The 18392-nt window shown below is 70.2% G+C and carries 18 protein-coding genes, 2 pseudogenes and 1 riboswitch; of the genes and pseudogenes, 6 read left to right on the forward strand and 14 right to left on the reverse strand.

Going from position 1 to position 18392, the window contains the following annotated elements; translation table 11 throughout:
* Window positions 1–91: 91 nt before the first annotated feature.
* Window positions 92–853 carry a hypothetical protein gene (locus ACWD12_RS03970; RefSeq protein ID WP_450098171.1) on the reverse strand — a complete coding sequence of 254 codons (762 nt, stop codon included), beginning with the start codon at window positions 851–853 and terminating at the stop codon, window positions 92–94.
* 204 nt (window positions 854–1057) lie between these two features.
* Here ACWD12_RS03970 and ACWD12_RS03975 point away from each other — a divergent pair, with 204 nt between their 5' ends.
* On the forward strand, window positions 1058–1696 hold the full coding sequence (locus ACWD12_RS03975; RefSeq protein WP_435839035.1) for an HD domain-containing protein: 639 nt from the start codon (window positions 1058–1060) through the stop codon (window positions 1694–1696).
* An 86-nt stretch (window positions 1697–1782) separates the two neighbouring features.
* Here the strand turns inward: ACWD12_RS03975 and ACWD12_RS03980 are convergent.
* Window positions 1783–2169: pseudogene (locus tag ACWD12_RS03980) on the reverse strand (DUF4232 domain-containing protein); the annotation flags it as partial.
* Between the two features lie 814 nt (window positions 2170–2983).
* On the reverse strand, window positions 2984–3349 hold the full coding sequence (locus ACWD12_RS03985; protein WP_450098172.1) for a hypothetical protein: 366 nt from the start codon (window positions 3347–3349) through the stop codon (window positions 2984–2986).
* 55 nt (window positions 3350–3404) lie between these two features.
* On the opposite strand from ACWD12_RS03985, the gene ACWD12_RS03990 reads away from it, so the two are divergent.
* Window positions 3405–3668 (forward strand): DUF4031 domain-containing protein, encoded by a 264-nt coding sequence (locus ACWD12_RS03990; RefSeq protein ID WP_450098173.1) that lies wholly within the window; start codon window positions 3405–3407, stop codon window positions 3666–3668.
* 84 nt (window positions 3669–3752) lie between these two features.
* Here ACWD12_RS03990 and ACWD12_RS03995 read toward each other — a convergent pair.
* The 6 genes and pseudogenes from ACWD12_RS03995 to ACWD12_RS04020 form a co-directional block, all read right to left on the reverse strand.
* Window positions 3753–4741, reverse strand: a pseudogene (locus ACWD12_RS03995) (aldo/keto reductase).
* A 43-nt stretch (window positions 4742–4784) separates the two neighbouring features.
* Window positions 4785–4937 carry a hypothetical protein gene (locus tag ACWD12_RS04000; protein ID WP_450098174.1) on the reverse strand — a complete coding sequence of 51 codons (153 nt, stop codon included), beginning with the start codon at window positions 4935–4937 and terminating at the stop codon, window positions 4785–4787.
* Window positions 4934–5533 carry an FAD-dependent oxidoreductase gene (locus tag ACWD12_RS04005; RefSeq protein WP_450098175.1) on the reverse strand — a complete coding sequence of 200 codons (600 nt, stop codon included), beginning with the start codon at window positions 5531–5533 and terminating at the stop codon, window positions 4934–4936. The genes ACWD12_RS04000 and ACWD12_RS04005 overlap by 4 nt, the downstream gene beginning before the upstream one ends.
* A gap of 95 nt (window positions 5534–5628) precedes the next feature.
* Window positions 5629–6108: a MarR family winged helix-turn-helix transcriptional regulator gene (locus ACWD12_RS04010; protein ID WP_450098176.1), complete on the reverse strand. Its 480-nt coding sequence runs from the start codon at window positions 6106–6108 to the stop codon at window positions 5629–5631.
* Window positions 6109–6396: 288 nt separating this feature from the next.
* Entirely contained in the window at window positions 6397–7452 is a 1056-nt protein-coding gene (locus tag ACWD12_RS04015) for an ARPP-1 family domain-containing protein (RefSeq protein WP_450098177.1), read from the reverse strand.
* The gene (locus ACWD12_RS04020; protein WP_450098178.1) at window positions 7449–9074 is read right to left on the reverse strand and encodes a hypothetical protein; all 1626 of its coding nucleotides are present in this window, start codon (window positions 9072–9074) and stop codon (window positions 7449–7451) included. The genes ACWD12_RS04015 and ACWD12_RS04020 overlap by 4 nt, the downstream gene beginning before the upstream one ends.
* 452 nt (window positions 9075–9526) lie before the next feature.
* On the opposite strand from ACWD12_RS04020, the gene ACWD12_RS04025 reads away from it, so the two are divergent.
* Window positions 9527–9910 carry a hypothetical protein gene (locus ACWD12_RS04025; protein WP_358353080.1) on the forward strand — a complete coding sequence of 128 codons (384 nt, stop codon included), beginning with the start codon at window positions 9527–9529 and terminating at the stop codon, window positions 9908–9910.
* Window positions 9911–10054: 144 nt separating this feature from the next.
* On the opposite strand, the gene groL is transcribed toward ACWD12_RS04025, so the two are convergent.
* The 4 genes from groL to thrC all read right to left on the reverse strand — a co-directional run bounded on the left by groL (window position 10055) and on the right by thrC (window position 14304).
* A complete protein-coding gene (gene groL, locus ACWD12_RS04030; protein WP_358353081.1) occupies window positions 10055–11680 on the reverse strand; it encodes a chaperonin GroEL in 1626 nt (541 codons plus the stop codon).
* Between the two features lie 340 nt (window positions 11681–12020).
* Window positions 12021–12224 (reverse strand): cold-shock protein, encoded by a 204-nt coding sequence (locus tag ACWD12_RS04035; protein ID WP_004986573.1) that lies wholly within the window; start codon window positions 12222–12224, stop codon window positions 12021–12023.
* Between the two features lie 533 nt (window positions 12225–12757).
* The gene (locus ACWD12_RS04040) at window positions 12758–13036 is read right to left on the reverse strand and encodes a ubiquitin-like small modifier protein 1 (protein WP_358353082.1); all 279 of its coding nucleotides are present in this window, start codon (window positions 13034–13036) and stop codon (window positions 12758–12760) included.
* On the reverse strand, window positions 13033–14304 hold the full coding sequence (gene thrC, locus ACWD12_RS04045) for a threonine synthase (RefSeq protein WP_358353083.1): 1272 nt from the start codon (window positions 14302–14304) through the stop codon (window positions 13033–13035). The genes ACWD12_RS04040 and thrC overlap by 4 nt, the downstream gene beginning before the upstream one ends.
* A 16-nt stretch (window positions 14305–14320) precedes the next feature.
* Window positions 14321–14463, reverse strand: a riboswitch (SAM riboswitch).
* 193 nt (window positions 14464–14656) lie between these two features.
* On the opposite strand from thrC, the gene ACWD12_RS04050 reads away from it, so the two are divergent.
* Window positions 14657–15643, forward strand: a complete 987-nt coding sequence (locus tag ACWD12_RS04050; RefSeq protein ID WP_450098179.1) for a glucosyl-3-phosphoglycerate synthase — start codon at window positions 14657–14659, stop codon at window positions 15641–15643.
* Window positions 15644–15698: 55 nt separating this feature from the next.
* Here ACWD12_RS04050 and ACWD12_RS04055 read toward each other — a convergent pair whose 3' ends face one another.
* The gene (locus ACWD12_RS04055; RefSeq protein WP_450098180.1) at window positions 15699–16139 is read right to left on the reverse strand and encodes a MarR family winged helix-turn-helix transcriptional regulator; all 441 of its coding nucleotides are present in this window, start codon (window positions 16137–16139) and stop codon (window positions 15699–15701) included.
* A gap of 92 nt (window positions 16140–16231) precedes the next feature.
* Between ACWD12_RS04055 and ACWD12_RS04060 the strand changes: the two genes are divergently transcribed.
* On the forward strand, window positions 16232–16675 hold the full coding sequence (locus ACWD12_RS04060; RefSeq protein WP_450098181.1) for a nuclear transport factor 2 family protein: 444 nt from the start codon (window positions 16232–16234) through the stop codon (window positions 16673–16675).
* 165 nt (window positions 16676–16840) lie between these two features.
* Window positions 16841–18289 carry an alpha,alpha-trehalose-phosphate synthase (UDP-forming) gene (locus ACWD12_RS04065; protein ID WP_450098182.1) on the forward strand — a complete coding sequence of 483 codons (1449 nt, stop codon included), beginning with the start codon at window positions 16841–16843 and terminating at the stop codon, window positions 18287–18289.
* Window positions 18290–18392: the final 103 nt, after the last annotated feature.

Genomic DNA, 18392 nt, shown 5'->3' on the forward strand with positions numbered 1-18392 from the left:
GGGGCCTGGCCGGGAACCTGAGCCGGGGCCGGAGGCGGCCAACTTCGCCGGGTAGCCCTGTAGTTCCTCGTTCCCGCTCCCCCGCGTCAGGTCACAGCTGCGGCTGCTGCTGTACGAGGACCTGATCGTCGGTCGGCGGCGTCAAATCACCGGTGGGAGCGCCGAAGTCCGAGAACTCGATCGTCATGAAGTCGCCGTAGGCAATGGACATCCGCTTCAGGGCGTCGTCGGCCCCGACGACGAACGTGCCGGTCATCGAGGTCACGTTCATCTCCGAGAGCATCTCGACCACCGGTGCGTCGTCGGTCGCGCCGAGCTGGTCGCGCAGCTGATCCACCGTGATGGTTTCGGTGAACGTGCGCTCGGCGGTCCCCGACCCCGAGCCGCCCTCCCGCAGCGCTGTGCCGAACGAGTCGAGGGACTCGCCCACCGAGTCGGGGTCCATGCCCTCGAACATGGCCTTGCCCGACATGCCTTTGACCCTCACCCAGGCCTTGCCGTCCTTGGGCTCGGGGAGCTTCACGTACATGGCGTCGGAAAGGAGCAGCATCTCGGCGGTCTTGCCCATCGACACGTAGTGGTAGGTGACGCGTCCCTGAAGGTTCGCCATGTCCAGGACGCCTTCGGCGGTCACCTCGCCGGGCACGCCCATCTTGGTGCCGTCCTTGATGTGCGCAACGAGCCGCGCCGTAGGCGCCTCCTTGAGCTGTTGCCTCGCCTGCGACAGGGCGGCAGCGGCGACGTTGCCGCCACCGCCGGACGCCGTTTGCGAACCGCAGCCCGCCGCGCCCGCCGCGACCACGATCGCCGCGACCACCGCCCCGACCCTCGACCGCACCGACCAACCGCGCATGATCCCCACCCCTAGGCGTCCCGCCGTCGTCACCCCGTCCTCGCGCCGGAAAGCCTAGTCACAAGTCAGCGGACGACGACACGAGATTCCGCCGCCTCGGGGCCGACCAGCCCGTACGCCACTCTCGTACGCCACGTCATCCCCGGTTTTGTGGACTCCGGCTGGCATGCTGAGCGTGTGGAACGCATCCAGGAGACCGCCACCATGACGTTGCAGGAACGCTGGGCCCGTCTCGTCGGGGACTCCGGCGACACGGCCACCGCCGTCGGCGAGGATCTGATCGGCCGGTACTCGCAGCCGCACCGGCGCTACCACGCCACCGGACACCTTCTCGCCGTACTCGAACTGGTCGACGAACTCGCGCAGGACGCCGACGACCCCGATGCGGTACGCCTCGCCGCGTGGTTCCACGACGCGGTGTACGACCCCGCTCGCGCGGACAACGAGGAGCGCAGCGCACGGCTCGCCGAGCGCGCCCTCAGCGAGGCGGGCCTCTCCGACCAACTCGTCGCCGAGACCGCGCGCCTCGTACGCGTCACCGCCGAGCACGCGCCGTCCGAGGGCGACCGCAACGCGGCGGTGCTCTGCGACGCGGACCTCGCGATCCTCGCCACCGACCGCGACCACTACGACGCGTACGCCGCCGCCGTGCGCGAGGAGTACGCCTTCGTCCCGGAGGAAGCCTTCCGAGGCGCCCGGGCCGCGGTCCTCCGCGACCTGCTGGCCCTGCCGAAGCTGTTCCACACGCCTCTCGGCTACGCCCGCTACGAAGAGGCCGCGCGCCACAACCTCCGCACGGAGCTGGAACGCCTCGAAGGGGCCATCCCCCGCCAGCAGAGCTGAGAGTCGAAGGCTGGGAGCCGAGGGCCGGGAACCGAGCGCCGCTCGCCGAGGGCCGGGAGCGGAGCCGACCGCACAGCGCCGGACGCTCAGTTGAACGCGTCGTCGACGGTGGCCTGCCAGTAAGTCACCTGCAGCGCGCTGTCGACGTACACGCCCTCGGCGGGGAGGGACACCTTCGCGATCGTGCCGTTCTCGAAGGGGATCGTCAGCGTCTCCGCCGTGTAGCCGTTCTCGCCGCTGCCTTCCTCCGCCGAAGACAGGCGTACACCCGCATATCCCGACTCCCCCGGTGCCAGCCGCAGCACCGACTGGGGCGTGGTGTTCCTGTCGACCGGCGGTACGGCCTGGGCCTCCCCGAAGCGCGCGGCGGGGTAGCCGTCGGTGAGGTCGCAACTCTTCGAACCGGTGTTGGTGACGGTGAGGAGCATGTGATTGAGCGGACGGGCGACCACCGCAGCCGTGGTCTGGGTGTTGGCTCCGTCGCAGGCCGGGCGCGCAGATCGGAGCGGTGGCGCTGTCGCGGTCCGACTCCAAGGTCTTGATCGAACGGGCCGGAACCGACTTGCCGTGGTATGCCATGATCACGCCGGCGCCCGACTCGTACGCGACGAACTGCTCGAACCAGTTGGGATCATGCCCCTTGCAGGCGAACAGGTGCAGCCGCTCGAAGTGGCCGCCGGTCTCCCAAGCATCGTCCAAGCGCTTCATGCATCTGTCGCTCGGTCGCATGCGACCTGCTTCCCAATTCGATACAGGACCTCGCGACACCCTGACGATCAGAGCCGTCTGTGCAAGCTACAGCCCTCGCTGCGTTCGGTAGAACCACAGGCCGAAGGCCAGCCAGGCCCAAAGCGAGGACTTCGGGTCGATCGACTCGCGAACACTCATCGCTCACCCACAAGTGTTTTGAACGAATAGCTATACACAACAAGCTATGACTTGAACACAGAGAGTGTGGACACCTTCGCCAAACTCCTGGACGGCTCATCATGGACGACGAGTTCCTGCTCACGATGCCCGCGGCCCCGGCCTCCGTGGCCGTCGCCCGCGCGACCGTACGCACCGCCTTTGCCCAGGTCGTCGTCAGCGACGATCGTCGCCAACACGGTGAGCGCCGCGCCTGGGCGTACGCTCCAACTCCGGTGCGCCGTACACCTCGACGCACCGCTCCTGGAGTGCTGGGACCCTTCCCCCGCACTCCCGTCCCCCCGCGAAGCGGACGCCACCGCCGAGGACGGCCGTGGCCTCGGGATCGTCGCGGCCGCAAGGCCGTCGGCCCGCTCGCGCTCAAGTCGCCGCCGGCAACTCGCCCAGCCCCGCCACCGCCGCACCGTCCTTCTCGCACACCCACGTCGGATCCGGTCCCAGCTCCGGCTCGATGTACAGCTGGTGCGCGTCGGCGCCGCCGTCGTGGCGGGGGCACCAGGGCCACCGCACCCCGGCCTCCTCCAGCGCCTCCTGTACGTCCTGCGCCACGAGCCCCGACGCGTACGCCGCCCCGTCCGGCCACTCCCGGCACCACCACCGGCGCCCGGCCACCGCGTCCTCGACCACCGACACCACGGTCGGATCCGAGGCCCCGCACGCGGCCAGATCCCTCAGCACCAGCGCCCGCGCGGTGTGCAGCGCGCTCTCGACGACGTCCTCTTCCATGCCGTCCATTGTCCGCAACCGCCACGACCTCCCGCCGATCGGGCAGGATCGACGTGTGACTGTACTCATCGACCGCCCCATCTGGCCCGGCCGGGGCCGTATGTGGTCCCACCTGATCAGCGACGTCTCGTACGACGAACTCCACGAGTTCGCCCGCCGCCTCGGCGTCCCGGAACGAGCCTTCGACCGCGACCACTACGACGTCCCCGCCGAGCTCTACGACCAGGCCGTGGCCCTCGGCGCCGAAGCCGTGGGCGGCAAGGAACTCGTATCCCGGCTCATCGCCGCGGGCCTGCGGCGGCGCAAGCCCAGGGGCTGAGCCGCCGCGCGGGCGAGGGCGCGGCGAGCCGCGTGCCGCCGCGCCGGCCACCATCAGGCGTAGGGCACGACCAGGCGTAGGCCGCTACCAGGCGTAGGCCTCGGGGGCGGGGCGGCCCGGGTTGACGCCGGGCGGCGGGAACAGCTTGTCGAGCTCGGTGAGCGTGGCCTCGTCGAGGGTGATGCGGAGGGCGCGCAGCGATCCGTCGAGTTGCCCGACCGTGCGCGGGCCGATGATCGGGCCGGTCACGCCGTCCTGGGCCAGCAGCCACGCCAGGCCCACGTCGGCCGGGTCCTCGCCGAGGTCCGCGCAGAGCGCTTCGTACGCCTCGATCGTCTCGCGGTGCCGGGCGACCGTGTCCCCGCCGCGTCCCGAACCGCCCCGGACCGCTTCGCCATTCCGGATCTTGCGGAGGACGCCGCCGAGCACTCCGCCGTTGAGTGGGGACCACGGGATGACGCCGAGCCCGTACGTCCGTGCCGCGGGCAGGACTTCCAGCTCGACCCACCGGTTCATCAGGTTGTAGACGGACTGTTCGGCGACGAGCCCGAGGAAGTGCCGGGTGCGGGCGGCCTCTTGGGCCTGGGCGATGTGCCAGCCCGCGAAGTTGGACGAGCCGAAGTACAGCACCTTCCCCTGCCGGCGCAGGACGTCGAACGCCTCCCAGATCTCGTCCCACGGCGTGTCCCGGTCCACGTGGTGCATTTGGTAGAGGTCGATGTGGTCGGTGCCCAGGCGTTTGAGAGACGCCTCGGCGGCTCGCCGGATCTGCAGGGCGGAGAGGTACCGTTGGGCCAATCGCCCATCGGGAGAAAGACCTTGGTGGCCAGTACGGTCTTCTCACGGCGTCCGCCGCCGGTGGCGAACCACCGGCCGATGATCTCCTCGGTCACGCCGCCGGTCGGCCGCGCGCCGTAGACGTTGGCCGTGTCGAAGAAGTTGAGGCCGTGTTCGTGGGCGCGGTCCATGATCGTATGGCTGTCGGCCTCGGAAGTCTGCGGTCCGAAGTTCATGGTGCCGAGCACGAGTCGCGAGACGGACAGGCCACTGCGGCCCAGGCGGGTGTACTCCATGATGGTGGACCCCTCTCGGGTTTTTTTTCCTGGTTCGGGCGGTTCAGGCGGTGGGGCCGAATTGGCCGATGAAGCGGCCGGTGAAGAGGTCGGCCCCCTTGTGCTCGACGACGGTCTCCGCGGGCGTGACAAACGGGCCTTGGAGCGAGGGGAGCTGTCCGACTCCGCCGGAGGACCCGAGCGGCAGAAGGATCATCGGGTACGGAGGGGCTGGTAAGTGGCCGACGGCGCCTCGCCGTTCAGCTGCGCGGTGATGTTCCGTACCACGATCTCGGCGTGCTGCATCGCGTACCCGGCCATCTTGGCCTCCGCGACATCGGTGATGTCGCCGACCGCGTACACGTTGTCGTGGACGCCGTCGCGCCCGGCCACGGTGAGGAGTTCGGTGACGGGCACGCAGCCCTGAAGCGTCAGCTCGGTGAGCTTGCCGTCGGCGAGGTAGGCGCTGTTGGTGGTTGCGCCGTGGGCCTGGAACCAGATGTCGGCGACGATTTTCGCACCGTCTGTGGTGGTGACGGTGAAGGCGCCGGAGCGTCCCGGCTCGGTCGGCGGCGTCGCCCGGAGGGTCGTTGCGATGCGTATCTCCACGCCCAGCGCGTCGAGTTGGGTACGCAGATCCGCGACCATCTCGGGTGCGAAGCCCGGGAGCAGTTCGTCGGCCGGGGCCACCAGAGTTACGTGCTTGTGCGGCCATTCCCCCTCGGTCTCCCCGGCCAGCTCCAGACCAACGGGCCCGGCGCCGAGAATCAACACCCATTCCGACGAGCGCAGTTCCTTGTGCGTGCGGCGCATGGTTTTCACTCCTACGAGAGACACAGGCAAGTTCGTACTACGAACTGTATTAGTTCGTAGTACGAACTACAAGCCCCTGCCTTCTCCGGCGCGCCTCAGCCTTCGCTCGCGGCGACTCCCCCGGCGGGCTCCCGGAACACCACGGGGGCCTCGTTGTCGGTCACGACCCGGCCCAGCAGCGCGGCCAGCGTCTCGCGCTCGGCGACACCGAGCCCGGCGGCCAGGTCGTCGATCCGGCGGCACGCGTCCGTATAGAACTCCTCGGCCAGCACGGCGCCTCCGTCGGTCAGCGCGACGCGCACCGCACGTGTGTCGCGGGCATCCGACTCGCGGCTGACCAGGCCATTGCGCTCGGTCCGGTCCACCAGACCGGTCAAACTGGACTTGGCCAGCCCGAGCATCGCGCTCAACTCGCCCATCCCGAACGGCTGCTGCATCAGGACGCAGAGCAACTGCCCCTGCTGCGGGGTGAGCCCGCGCTCGCGGGCCGCGTCCGCATACGCGCCGTTCACCAGAAAAGTGGAGCGCACCAACGCGGGGACGATCCCGATGGGGCCCTCGACATGCTTAGCCATCGGGCCAGAATAACACCGGTTAAATCGGATAATTCGTACGGCGAACTACACCGCGGCTGGGGGCGAACGCGGGAGGAGGAGTCCCGGGGGCGAATGCGAGTCCGGCCGCGAACCCGAGGCGGGGTGGTTCCGAGGCCGTGCGCGAGTCCAGGGTTGGCGCGGGCGCGAGTGCGGGGGTGGTTCCGGGGCGAGCGCGCGCGGACGCGGGCATACGGAAAGACCTGGTCGAGACCCGGGCCGACAAGGCCCCGGTCCCGACCAGGTCGTCCCGGCCCCCGACCTCCCAGGTCAGGTCAGGTCAGGCACCGTGCCGCGCGCCGTGAGCGACGCGTAGACGGGCGTGTCCCCGTCGAGGGCGTACGCCCCCATCAGACCGTCCCCGACGACCGTCCCGACCGCGACGCGGTCGATGGCCTCGTCGACCCCGACCACCACCGACTCGTCCGCCACCGCCTGCGTGACTGTTTCGACGGCCTGCTGTTCGCGGGTGTCGGCGTCGCGTACGGCCTCCGCGAGCAGCGCGACGACATCGGCGCCGTCGCCACCGGAAGCGGCGACGGCCGGGGCCGCGGGCCGCGTCAGCGGTACGCGCGTCGACGGGCCTGCCGGTACGTCCCCGGCGACGCCGCGCCGCACCGCCTCCGCGCCATAGCAGAACCGGATCAGCGGCTCCCACATCGAACGCCAGTAGACGTGCGAGGGAGCGCGCTCCACACCGACGACCGCACCATCCATCAGCACGACGGCCCCGATCTGGTCCTCGACGCACTCGAACTCGGCCGTGAAGCAGTCGAGTTCGGTCGCGAAGTGCTTCATGAAGCGGACCAGGTCCGCCGAACCCGGCACCCCGGCCGACGCCTTGAACCGTGAGACGGCCGGCCACAGCCGGTCGTACCCGGGCTTCTCGGGCAGCAGCGACGCGGCCTCCCGCAGCGCGGGCGGCAGCACCGCGAGCCGGTGCGAGCCGGAGGTGATGAGGCCGCCCTGCGACTGCTGGATGCACATGGCGTTGCGGTAGTCCCGCTTCGTTCCGGCCCTGACCAGCGCGGCGCGCGGCATCGCGTGGTCCTGCGCGGCCTGCGACACCATGACCGCGAGATGGCTCGGTACAAGTGCCGTGCCGCTCCCGGAGTTGCCGAAGCACAGCGTGCCGTAGTCGCCGGTCGAGATGTCGAGCGCCGCGGGGTCGCCGAGGTCGGCGGTCGGCGCGTCGCCCGCGAGCAGCGGCAGCACTTGCATGCGGCCGACGCTCTGCACGCGCCCGGGCCGGGCGCCGGACAGGAGTTCACCGACGGTCGCCGACTCGGCCATGGTGCTCTGGAAGCGCTTCAGCGGGTTCCTCATGTGGTCACCTCCTCCGGTACGTCGGTGCCTACGCCAGTGGGTACGCCGGTTGCGATCAGTTCGGTCTTTGCCGTCAGCTCCGGGCCCGTCACGCCGGCCACGCCCGCTAGTCCGGCGAGCCGGTGCAGCGCGCGTACGGCGGCGGCCGGTTCGACGTCCAACAGGAGCCTGCACGCGGTCAGTTCGAGCCCCTCAAGGCGCTGGACGCCGGCCACCGGCACCTCCGCCGCGAGCGGGCGCGCGCCGCCCGCGTCGGCCGCGAGCACCGGCGTCATCTGCACGACAGGCGTGCTAATACCCAAGTCCCGTGCCGACGCCAGCACTTCGGCGAACCGTCCAGCCGGTGCGTTCTCGTAGCCGTCGCCGACGACGACCACCAGGTCGGCCTCCCATGCCAGCGCGTCGAGCAGCGCGTACGCGGGCGCGGTGTCACCCGCCGGACGTACGAGCCCGTCCTCGCCGACACGGCCGCCGAACCACACCTCGCGGCACTCCCCCGCGGCCTGCCGCAGCACGTCGCGGAGCGCGAGTGCCACCGCGATGGGACGCAGCGCCTGCTCGCCCGAACCGGCCATCGAACCCGACCCGTCCAGGACGAGCGCGACGCGCCGGTCCGCGAGGTCGAGCCCGGCGGCGGTACGGCGGGCCCGCTCGGCGAGCGCGTCCGCGACCTCGTCGCTCATGCCGCGCTCGTACGCGTACAGGTACAGCCGCACCGCGTCGTGGTGCGTGAAGTCGACCTCGACCTCCACACCCGCGCGCTCCGCCTGCGCCTGCTTGGCCAGCCGCTGCCCCGCCGTGAGCCGACCCTTCGTCAACTCCAGTACGTGCGAGGCGGGTTGGCCCGGGTGGAAGCGGCCGCGCAGACCTTCGAGGGTCTCGTACGGGAGCGTCCGCCCCGCGTCGAGGTCACCGCGCGCGTCGGCGTACGCACGCAGCTGAGGCCGCGTGAACGGTCCGGTGGCGCCCAGCACGAACGCGACGCACTCGTGCACGACGGCTTGGTCCCGCCCCGGCGCCCAGCGGTCGACCTCGGCGGCGATGATGCGGCGCTCCTTGGCATCCAGCTCCTCGCCCGCGAGTTCGCGCACGAGAACGGCGCGCACTATGCCGGCGGTGCGCACGCCCCACGCGTGCCGGAGCGCGACGGCGAGCTTGCGCCGGTAGCGCACGGCCCACGACTCCAGCGCGGGAGCGCCGACAAGGGTACGCAGGATCAGCTTGCGCGCGCGGGCGTTGTTGACGCGCTCGGCGGCGAGCATCGCGTAGAGGTTGAGCATGCGCGGCACGGTCAGGCGCGCCACCGCGGCTCGAACCGCCGCGGCCTCCGCCTCGGCCGCGGGCGCGACCGCGGGCGCCCCGCCGGAAAGCAGGCACGCCACACCGGTCTGCCGGGCACGGTCGAGAACGTACGGCGACGCGACCAGGCCCGCGTACAGGCGCCGGTCGAGCGCGGCCATGTCGGCGTGCGCGGCACGCTCCAGCGCGGACTGCTCATCGGCGGTGTTGTAGAACGTCGCGCGGCCGGTCGCACTCGTCGCGGTGTCGAGGAAGCGGGCGACGACGCGTGCGGCGTCACGCGTCGCGAGATCGGTTGCGAGATCCAGGGACTGTGTGGTCATAAGGCGACTCCGAGAAAGCGCCCGGGGAAGGTCGCGGGTCCGTTGGGTTCCTATCTGAAAGGACGCCCCCGAAGTGAAGGCACAGTACGGACGCGCAGTTCCCCGGGCGCGGAACATGGGTGCCTGCGGGCAGGTCACGGGTCCCGTTTTCGGGATTCGAACCCAACTCTTCGCGTTTGCTGCGCGATGTCTGCCAAAGACACTGAAGGAACTCGTAGTTCCCGCAGGCACGTTCACGATGCTAGAAGCCGCTCCGCAACCCCGGCCACAGGTTTTCCGCGTGCGGGGCGCTCGCGCCGAGAATCACGAGGCGGGAAATTCGGTGGCCTGAGGCCCCTACCCACCCAACCGCGCCGGGGGTGCGGGAGGTTCCGGTGGTGGGGCACGCTCGTGCCCGGCCGGGTCTTGAGGGGCGGGCGTGACAGGGGGACAAAGCGGTCGTTGATCTTGGCATGAGCACTCTTCGCAAGATCGTCACCGGGGTTTCGGCGGCGGCCGCAGTGGTCGGTTGTACTTTCGTCACCGCCCCGCCCGCGGCGGCCGACGGCAAGTGGTGCAACCACTCGGTCTGCATCGAGACGTACGACATCGGCACCTACCTGGGCCGGGTCGAGGTGTCCGTCACCAACACCAACCAGCCCAACCGGATCTCCGCCCGGGTGTGGACCACGAACGGCTGGAGCGCCAACCTCAAGACGGAGGACGTCGCCAAGTTCCGGACGTACCGCGACCAGGCGTACCCGCAACGCCACTTCCCCGCGGGCACGCGGCTCTGCGCGGAGGGCTTCCGCGGTGGGTCCAGCGTCGGGCTGCCCTGCGTCACGATCACGAACTGACCGCGTTGCCCGTGCCCGCGACGCCAAAGGGCGGCACCCCGAACGGGGTGCCGCCCTTGGCGTTTGTCTCGCTGCCTCTGTCGTCGCCGGCGGCAGGACCCACCGGCTACGGCATCAGCGCACGACTACTGCTCCGTCACCGGATCAGAAGTCCATGCCGCCCATGTCCGGCGCGCCGCCCGCGGGGGCGCCGCCCTTCTCGGGCTTGTCGGCGATGACGGCCTCGGTGGTGAGGAAGAGCGCGGCGATGGAGGCCGCGTTCTGCAGCGCGGAGCGCGTCACCTTGGCCGGGTCGATGATGCCCTCGGCGACCAGGTCGACGTACTCGCCGGTCGCGGCGTTGAGGCCGTGGCCGGGGGTCAGGTTGCGCACCTTCTCCACGACGACGCCGCCCTCGAGGCCGGCGTTGACCGCGATCTGCTTCAGCGGGGCCTCGACGGCCAGCTTCACGATCGCGGCACCGGTGGCCTCGTCGCCCTCGAGCTCGAACTTCTCGAACGCGGCCTGGGACGCCTGGAGCAGGGCCACGCCGCCACCGGCGACGATGCCCTCCTCGACGGCGGCCTTGGCGTTGCGCACCGCGTCCTCGATGCGGTGCTTGCGCTCCTTGAGCTCGACCTCGGTCGCGGCACCGGCCTTGATGACCGCGACGCCGCCCGCGAGCTTCGCCAGGCGCTCCTGGAGCTTCTCACGGTCGTAGTCCGAGTCCGACTGCTCGATCTCGGCGCGGATCTGGTTGACGCGGCCCTGGACCTGGTCCGAGTCGCCGGCACCGTCGACGATGGTCGTCTCGTCCTTGGTGACGACGACCTTGCGGGCGCGGCCGAGCAGCTCGAGACCGGCGGAGTCCAGCTTGAGGCCGACCTCCTCGCTGATGACCTGGCCACCGGTGAGGATGGCGATGTCGCCCAGCATGGCCTTGCGGCGGTCGCCGAAGCCCGGCGCCTTGACCGCGACGGACTTGAAGGTGCCGCGGATCTTGTTGACGACGAGCGTGGCCAGGGCCTCGCCCTCGACGTCCTCGGCGATGATCGCGAGCGGCTTGCCGCCCTGCATGACCTTCTCCAGCAGCGGGAGCAGGTCCTTCACCGAGGCGATCTTGCTGTTGACGATCAGGATGTACGGGTCGTCGAGGACGGCCTCCATACGCTCCGGGTCGGTGGAGAAGTAGGGCGAGATGTAGCCCTTGTCGAAGCGCATGCCCTCGGTGAGCTCGAGCTCGAGGCCGAAGGTGTTGCTCTCCTCGACGGTGATGACGCCTTCCTTGCCGACCTTGTCCATCGCTTCGGCGATCATCTCGCCGATCTGCGGGTCGGCGGCGGAGATGGAGGCCGTCGAAGCGATCTGCTCCTTGGTCTCCACGTCCTTCGCGAGGTTCAGCAGCTGCTCGGAGACGGCCTCGACGGCCTTCTCGATGCCGCGCTTGAGGGCCATCGGGTTGGCGCCGGCGGCGACGTTCCGAAGACCCTCACGTACGAGCGCCTGGGCCAGGACGGTCGCGGTCGTCGTGCCGTCACCGGCGACGTCGTCCGTCTTCTTCGCGACCTCCTTGACCAGCTCGGCGCCGATCTTCTCGTACGGGTCCTCGAGCTCGATCTCCTTGGCGATGCTCACACCATCGTTGGTGATGGTGGGGGCGCCCCACTTCTTCTCGAGCACGACGTTGCGGCCCTTGGGGCCGAGCGTGACCTTGACGGCGTCGGCGAGCTGGTTCATCCCGCGCTCGAGGCCGCGACGCGCTTCCTCGTCGAACGCGATGATCTTGGCCATGTGGTGAGGTCCTCCCAGAACGGGGTGGATGCTGAGGACCTGGGCCGACGCCCGCGACGGACGACCCGGCTCCGCGGGGATCCTTCCCCCACGGCCTCCGGACCTCGTCTGCCCGGTCCTTTTGTCACTCTCACATCCAGAGTGCTAACGCCAATGATTAGCACTCGGGTAGGTCGAGTGCAAGCGGACCCCCGGTACCGGGGCGCTCGCGCCGGGACGACCGCACCGGCACGCGGCGCCGGACACGCCGGCGCACAGCACCGAGGCCCGGCCCCCGCGTACGGGGAACCGGGCCTCGGCGACGTCTGAAGAAGAGCAGTACAAGAAGAGCCGTGCAGGCTCAGGCGGTCACACGGACCATGTCCGCCTGCGGACCCTTCTGCCCCTGCGAGATCTCGAACTCGACCCGCTGTCCTTCCTCAAGCGTCCGGTACCCGTCCATCTGGATCGCGCTGTAGTGGACGAAGACGTCCGCACCACCGTCGACCGCGATGAAGCCGTACCCCTTCTCCGCGTTGAACCACTTGACGGTGCCCTGAGCCATTCCTAACTCCCCTGTTACTGGCCCTTTCACGGAAACTGCGCGCCGCAGCTCCGGGTCGTATCGCAACTTCTTGACCGACTGAGTGAAGTCAGCACAGGGCAAGCAGGTTCGCGAGTTGTTGCCGCGCACCAGATCCAGTACGTGGAACCGTCCGACCGCGGCTGAATGTATCCGGATGGGTGCCCGACGCAACAGGTCAAACGGACGAGAAATCCGGGACGAACAAAACGGATGTCTTTGATTAATTCCTAGTTAAAACCGCATTTCACTCCGCATCAAAAGCGACAAACGGAGCATTTCGGATGTGATCCCGGCCACGGGATTGTCGGGCCGTTGCCGCGAAATCTCCGGAAAATGCGGTTGTACGCACCATGCTTCCCCGGATTCGCCGATGCACCTGCGGGATTGCCGCACGGAACACTTCGTTCCGAATGCCGAGCCCCGCTGCATTGATCATGGATTGCTCGCCGGGCACCCCACGCAAAAGTCCGCCGCACGGTCGAGACCGTGCGGCGGACTTGCCCGAACGGGGATCAGCAACCGCCCGCGACGGCCGGGATGACCGAAACGTTGGCGCCGTCCGGCGTGGCCGTCTGAAGGCCCTCGGCGAAGCGCACGTCGTCGTCGTTCACGTACACGTTCACGAAGCGCCGCAGCTTGCCCTGGTCGTCCAGCACCCGGGCGGCGATGCCCGGGTAGGACTTCTCCAGCGACTCGATCACCTCGGACAGCGTGCCGCCCTCGGCCGTCACCTCGGCCGCGCCGCCGGTGTAGGTACGCAGAATCGTCGGGATACGCACGGAAACGCTCATGCCAGGCCAGCCTCTCGGAAGGACTCAAGGGAGGGACGGATGGTCGCGGTCGCGCCGGTGGTCGACTCGATCGCGTCCAGGGTCTTCAAACCGTCGCCCGTGTTGAGGACGACCGTGGTGGCCGCCGGGTCCAACTGCCCGGTCTCCACCAGCTTCTTCAGGCAGCCGACCGTGACACCGCCAGCGGTCTCGCCGAAGATGCCCTCGGTCCGGGCCAGCAGCTTGATCGCCTCGACCACGCGGATGTCGTCGACGTCCTCGACCGCGCCCCCGGTGCGCTTGCACACGTCCAGCACGTACGGCCCGTCCGCCGGGTTGCCGATCGCCAGCGACTTGGCGATGGTGTCCGGCTTGACCGGCCGGATCACGTCGTGCCCGGCCTTCCACGCCGCCGAGACCGGCGAGCAGCCCTCGGCCTGGGCGCCGAACACCTTGTACGGCGTGTCCTCGACCAGCCCGAGTTCGATCAGCTCGCGGAAGCCCTTGTCGATCTTGGTGAGCTGCGAACCCGACGCGATCGGCACCACGATCTGCTCGGGCAGCCGCCAGCCGAGCTGCTCGGCGATCTCGTACGCCAGCGTTTTGGAGCCCTCGCCGTAATACGGCCGCAGGTTGACGTTGACGAAGCCCCAGCCCTCGCCCGCCGCGTCGCCGATCAGCTCCGAGCAGAAGCGGTTGACCTCGTCGTAGTTGCCCTCGATGGCCACCAGGTCGCCGCCGTACGCCGCGGCCGTCAGCACCTTGCCGGCCTCGAGGTCGGACGGGATGAACACGCACGACCGCAGCCCCGCGCGGGCGGCCGCGGCGGCCACCGCGCCGGCCAGGTTGCCGGTCGAAGAGCACGAAAGGGTGGTGAAGCCGAAGTTGCGGGCCGCCTCGACGGCGATCGCCACGACGCGGTCCTTGAAGGAGTGCGTCGGGTTGCCCGAGTCGTCCTTGACGTACAGGTCCCGGATGCCCAGCTCGCGGCCCAGGTTGCGGGCCTGGACCAGCTTGGTGAAGCCGGGGTTCAGGTTGGGGTGCTCCGCGACGTCGGCGGGCACGGGGAGCAGCGGGGCGTATCGCCAGATGTTGTTCGGACCGGCCGCGATGCGCTCGCGGGTCACGCCGCCGGAGAAGTCGTACGCGACCTCCAGCGGCCCGAAACAGAACTCGCACGCGAACTTGGGGCCGAGCTCGTAGCGCTCGCCGCACTCGCGGCAGGAGAGCGCGACGGCGGACCCGAACGAGCCGGGGGCGAGGGTCAGGGTTTGTGCGATCACAGCCATGGCGATGGGGCCTCTCTCCTCATCTTCCCCACGGGGGTCCCCGCAGGCCGGACTTGGCACCAGTCCGCCGGGGGCCCCGCGTGCAGCGCACATGGGTGTACCGATCGGATGGTTGCCGGGGCTTCAACGGGCCGTTCCCTCTGCCCCTCTGGATGAGCTCTATGGCGGTGCGATGTGCCGCCGATCACCCCTGGGGGTCACCGTGCGGCCGCTCCGCGTTTGTCCGAGCCGACGTGCGATCGTCGTATCTCGTGACCAAGACTGTAACCGAACCGGGTGCCGGTCGATCATCGGCGTCCGACACGCGAGACGATGTCCCGCGCACCACAAGCAACGACAGGGGAACGCGACAGTGCTGCCCGAGGTGACCCACTGGCTGGAACGACGGTCCTCGGCCGCCGCGGACTGGCCGGTGCCCAGGCTCCTGGAGGCCAAGCGGTCCGGTCGGGCGAGCCGGGTCAGCGTCGTCCTGCCGGCGCTGGACGAAGAGCCGACCGTGGGCAACATCGTCCGCACGATCCGCACCGAGCTGATGGACCGGTATCCGCTGGTCGACGAGCTGGTGGTCGTCGACTCCGGCTCGACGGACCGCACCGGCGAGGTCGCCGCGCGGGCGGGCGCGCGAGTCGTGCACCGCGACGACATATTGCCGCGCATCCCCGCGCTGCGCGGCAAGGGCGAGGTCCTGTGGCGTTCGCTCCTGGTCACGAGCGGCGACATCGTCTGCTTCGTGGACGCCGACCTGCGCGAGTTCTCCGCCGACTTCGTGTCGGGCATCCTCGGCCCGCTGCTGACCGACCCTTCGGTCCAACTGGTCAAGGCGATGTACGACCGCCCGCTGGAAATCGGCGACACCGTCGTGCCGGCCGGCGGCGGCCGGGTCACCGAACTGGTAGCGCGCCCGCTGTTGAACATGTACTGGCCGGAACTGGCCGGGTTCGTGCAGCCGCTCGGCGGCGAGTACGCGGTCCGTCGCGGCCTGCTCGAACGCCTGCCGTTCCCGTGCGGGTACGGCGTCGAGACGGCGATGCTCGTGGACTCGCTGCAATCGGTGGGGCTGGACGCGATGGCGCAGGTGGATGTGGGCGTACGCCGGCACAGCCACCAGGACGAGGCCGGGCTCGGCCGGATGGCGGGCGAGATCTGGCAGGCGGTGCTGGAGCGCTTGCACCGGGACGGGCGGGTCCGCAAGGGGGCGGGCGGCCTGAACACGGTGTTCGCGCAGTTCGAGCGGGACGAGGAGGGGTTCCGGGTGAGCAGTCACGATGTCGCCGCCCACGAGCGCCCGCCGATGATCACGATCCCGGAGTACCGCAACCGGACCGCACTGGCGGGATGAGGGCGCACGAACTCGCCGGGCCGTCAGCGGCCCGGCGTACGAACCCGCCTGGCTGTCAGCCCTGTTCGTGGTGGGCGAGGACGCGCCCGAGCAGGCGGGTGAGGGCCTCTCGGTCCCCCGCGGACAGCGGGCCGAGCAGGTCGTCCTGCACCTGGTCGAGGACGTCGTCCATGTCCCGCAGCCGGCGGGCGCCCTCGGGGGTGAGGGTGATCCTGTTGCGGCGTCCGTGGTCCGGGTCCGGCGTGCGCTCGACGTAGCCCTGCGCGGCCAGTTCGTTGATCGCGGCGACGACGTCGCTGCGGTCGACGCGGCCGCGGCGGCCCAGCTCGGCCTGGCTCGCGGGCCCGGACTCGTGCAGCGCGGCGAGGAGCCGGTAGTGGTACCCGCGCGCGCCGGCCGCGGCGAAGGCGTCCGACACGAGGCGGCGGGAGTGCACGGAGAGCTGGTTGATCAGCCAGCTCGGCTTCGCCGTCAGGCGTCGGGGGATCTCGTCCATGGCCGCCAGCCTAGTTGAGTGTTGGCAGCGCCAACATTCTCATATAGTGTTGGTGCAACCAATGTTGGCCACGCCAATGAAGGAGCGATCTCATGCCGTCCACCGACGTCGCACCGGCCTCGTCCGTATCGCCCGCCCTGCTTGCGTCCGACCGCCTGGACATCACCGATCTGTTCGCCCGCCTGGCCAATCTGCTGGACGAGCGCGCCCACGACGACGCACGCGACGTCTTCGCGGCCGACGCCGTCGTGCACGGGCGGGCCGGCGAGTTGCACGGGATCGAGGAGATCGTCGCGTTCCTCCGGCAGAGCCCGGTCGAGGGGGTGGAGACCCAGCACGTGCACGGCGACGTCCTCGTGCACCTCGACGGCGACCGCGCGACCGCCACCGCCAATCAGCTCGTGTACTTCTGGCGCGAGGGCGAGCCGCCTCATCAGCAGAGCGGGCTCCGTACGCATTGCACGGCGGTGCGGACGGACGCGGGCTGGCGGTTCGACGGGATGCGGATCACCGTGGCCTGGACACGACAGGGGTGAGGGCAGGCCTGGATCCCGGGTCCGCGAGACCACGCCCCGAGGGCCGCCGGCGGACCCCGGAGCCCCTCCGCCGAAGGCTCCGAGCAGGGGCGAGATCGCGGCAACCTCACGGCGGCCGGACCGCGGCGGGTTTGTCATACCGGATGGGTGGCTACGGTTGGAGTCATGAGCTCTGACACCGCAGCCGCCCGGGTCCTCGTCGCGTCCAACCGCGGTCCGGTGTCCTTCCGGACCGAGGACGACGGGTCGTTGTCCGTCCACCGCGGAGGCGGCGGACTGGTCTCCGGCCTGTCGGCCGCGGGGCAGGGCACCGGCGCGGTCTGGGTATGCGCGGCCCTGTCCGAGGCCGACCGCACCGCGGCCCGCGAGGCCCCCTCCGGGCGCCTCGACCTCGCGGGGCACGACACCGGCGACCTGGCCGTGCACATGCTCGACATCGACCCCGGCACGTTCGCCCGGGCGTACAACGCCATAGCGAACTCGACGCTGTGGTTCATCCACCACCTGCTCTACGACACCGCGACCAAGCCGGTGTTCGACGGGCGGTTCCGCAAGGAGTGGGCGTCCTACGAGGCGTACAACGGCGCGTTCGCGCAGGCCCTCGCCGACGAGGCCGCCGAAGGTGCGCAGGTCATCGTGCAGGACTACCACCTGACGCTGACCCCCCTGCTACTCCGGCGACTTCGCCCCGACCTGCGCATCGGCCACTTCTCGCACACTCCGTGGGCGCCGCCGGACTACTTCCGCCTGCTACCCGACGACATCGCGCGAGCCGTCCTGGAGGGCGTGCTCGGCGCGGACCGGGCCGCCTTCCTGACCCGTCGCTGGGCCGGGGCCTTCCTGGACTGCTGCGAGCAGGTGCTCGGCGCGCACGTGGACCGTACGGCGATGACCGTGACGCACGCGGGCCGCACCACCGCGATCGGCGTGCACGGCCTGGGCGCCGACGCGGACTTCCTGCGCGAGCGCGCCTCGCGGCCCGACGTCGAGGCGCGGTTGGCCGCGCTGCGCGAGTCGGTCGGCGACCGCAAGGTGATCGTGCGCGTCGACCGGACCGAGCTGTCCAAGAACATCGTGCGCGGCCTGCTCGCGTACCGGGACCTGCTGCGCACGCGCCCGGAATGGATCGGCAACGTGGTGCACATCGCGTTCGCGTACCCGTCGCGGCACGACCTCCCGGAGTACCGCGAGTACACCGCCGCGGTGCAGCGCATCGCGAAGGAGATCGACGACGAGTTCGGCGACGACACGTGGCAGCCGCTGATCCTGCACGTGAACGACGACTTCCCGCGCTCGCTGGCCGCCTACCGGCTTGCGGACGTCGCCCTGGTCAACCCGATCCGCGACGGAATGAACCTGGTGGCAAAGGAGATTCCGGTCGTCTCCGAGGACGGCTGCGCCCTCGTGCTCTCCCGCGAGGCGGGTGCGTACGAGGAGTTGGGCCCCGACTCGATCGTCGTCAACCCCTTCGACGTCAGCGCCACCACCGACGCGCTGCACGAGGCACTGTCGATGGACCGGGCGGAACGCGCCGAACGCACCAAGCGCCTCGCCGCCGCCGCGACCGCGCTGAGCCCGCAGCAGTGGTTCCTCGACCAGTTGGAGGCGCTGTAGCCGAGGCGGGGGCCTGGGCCCGGCGCGCGGGCGGCCGGGGCGCGCGGGGGTGAGGGGGGGAGGGGCGGGGGCCGGGGGGGCCGGTGGGCGGGCCCCCCCGGCG

This window comes from Streptodolium elevatio (assembly GCF_053592165.1).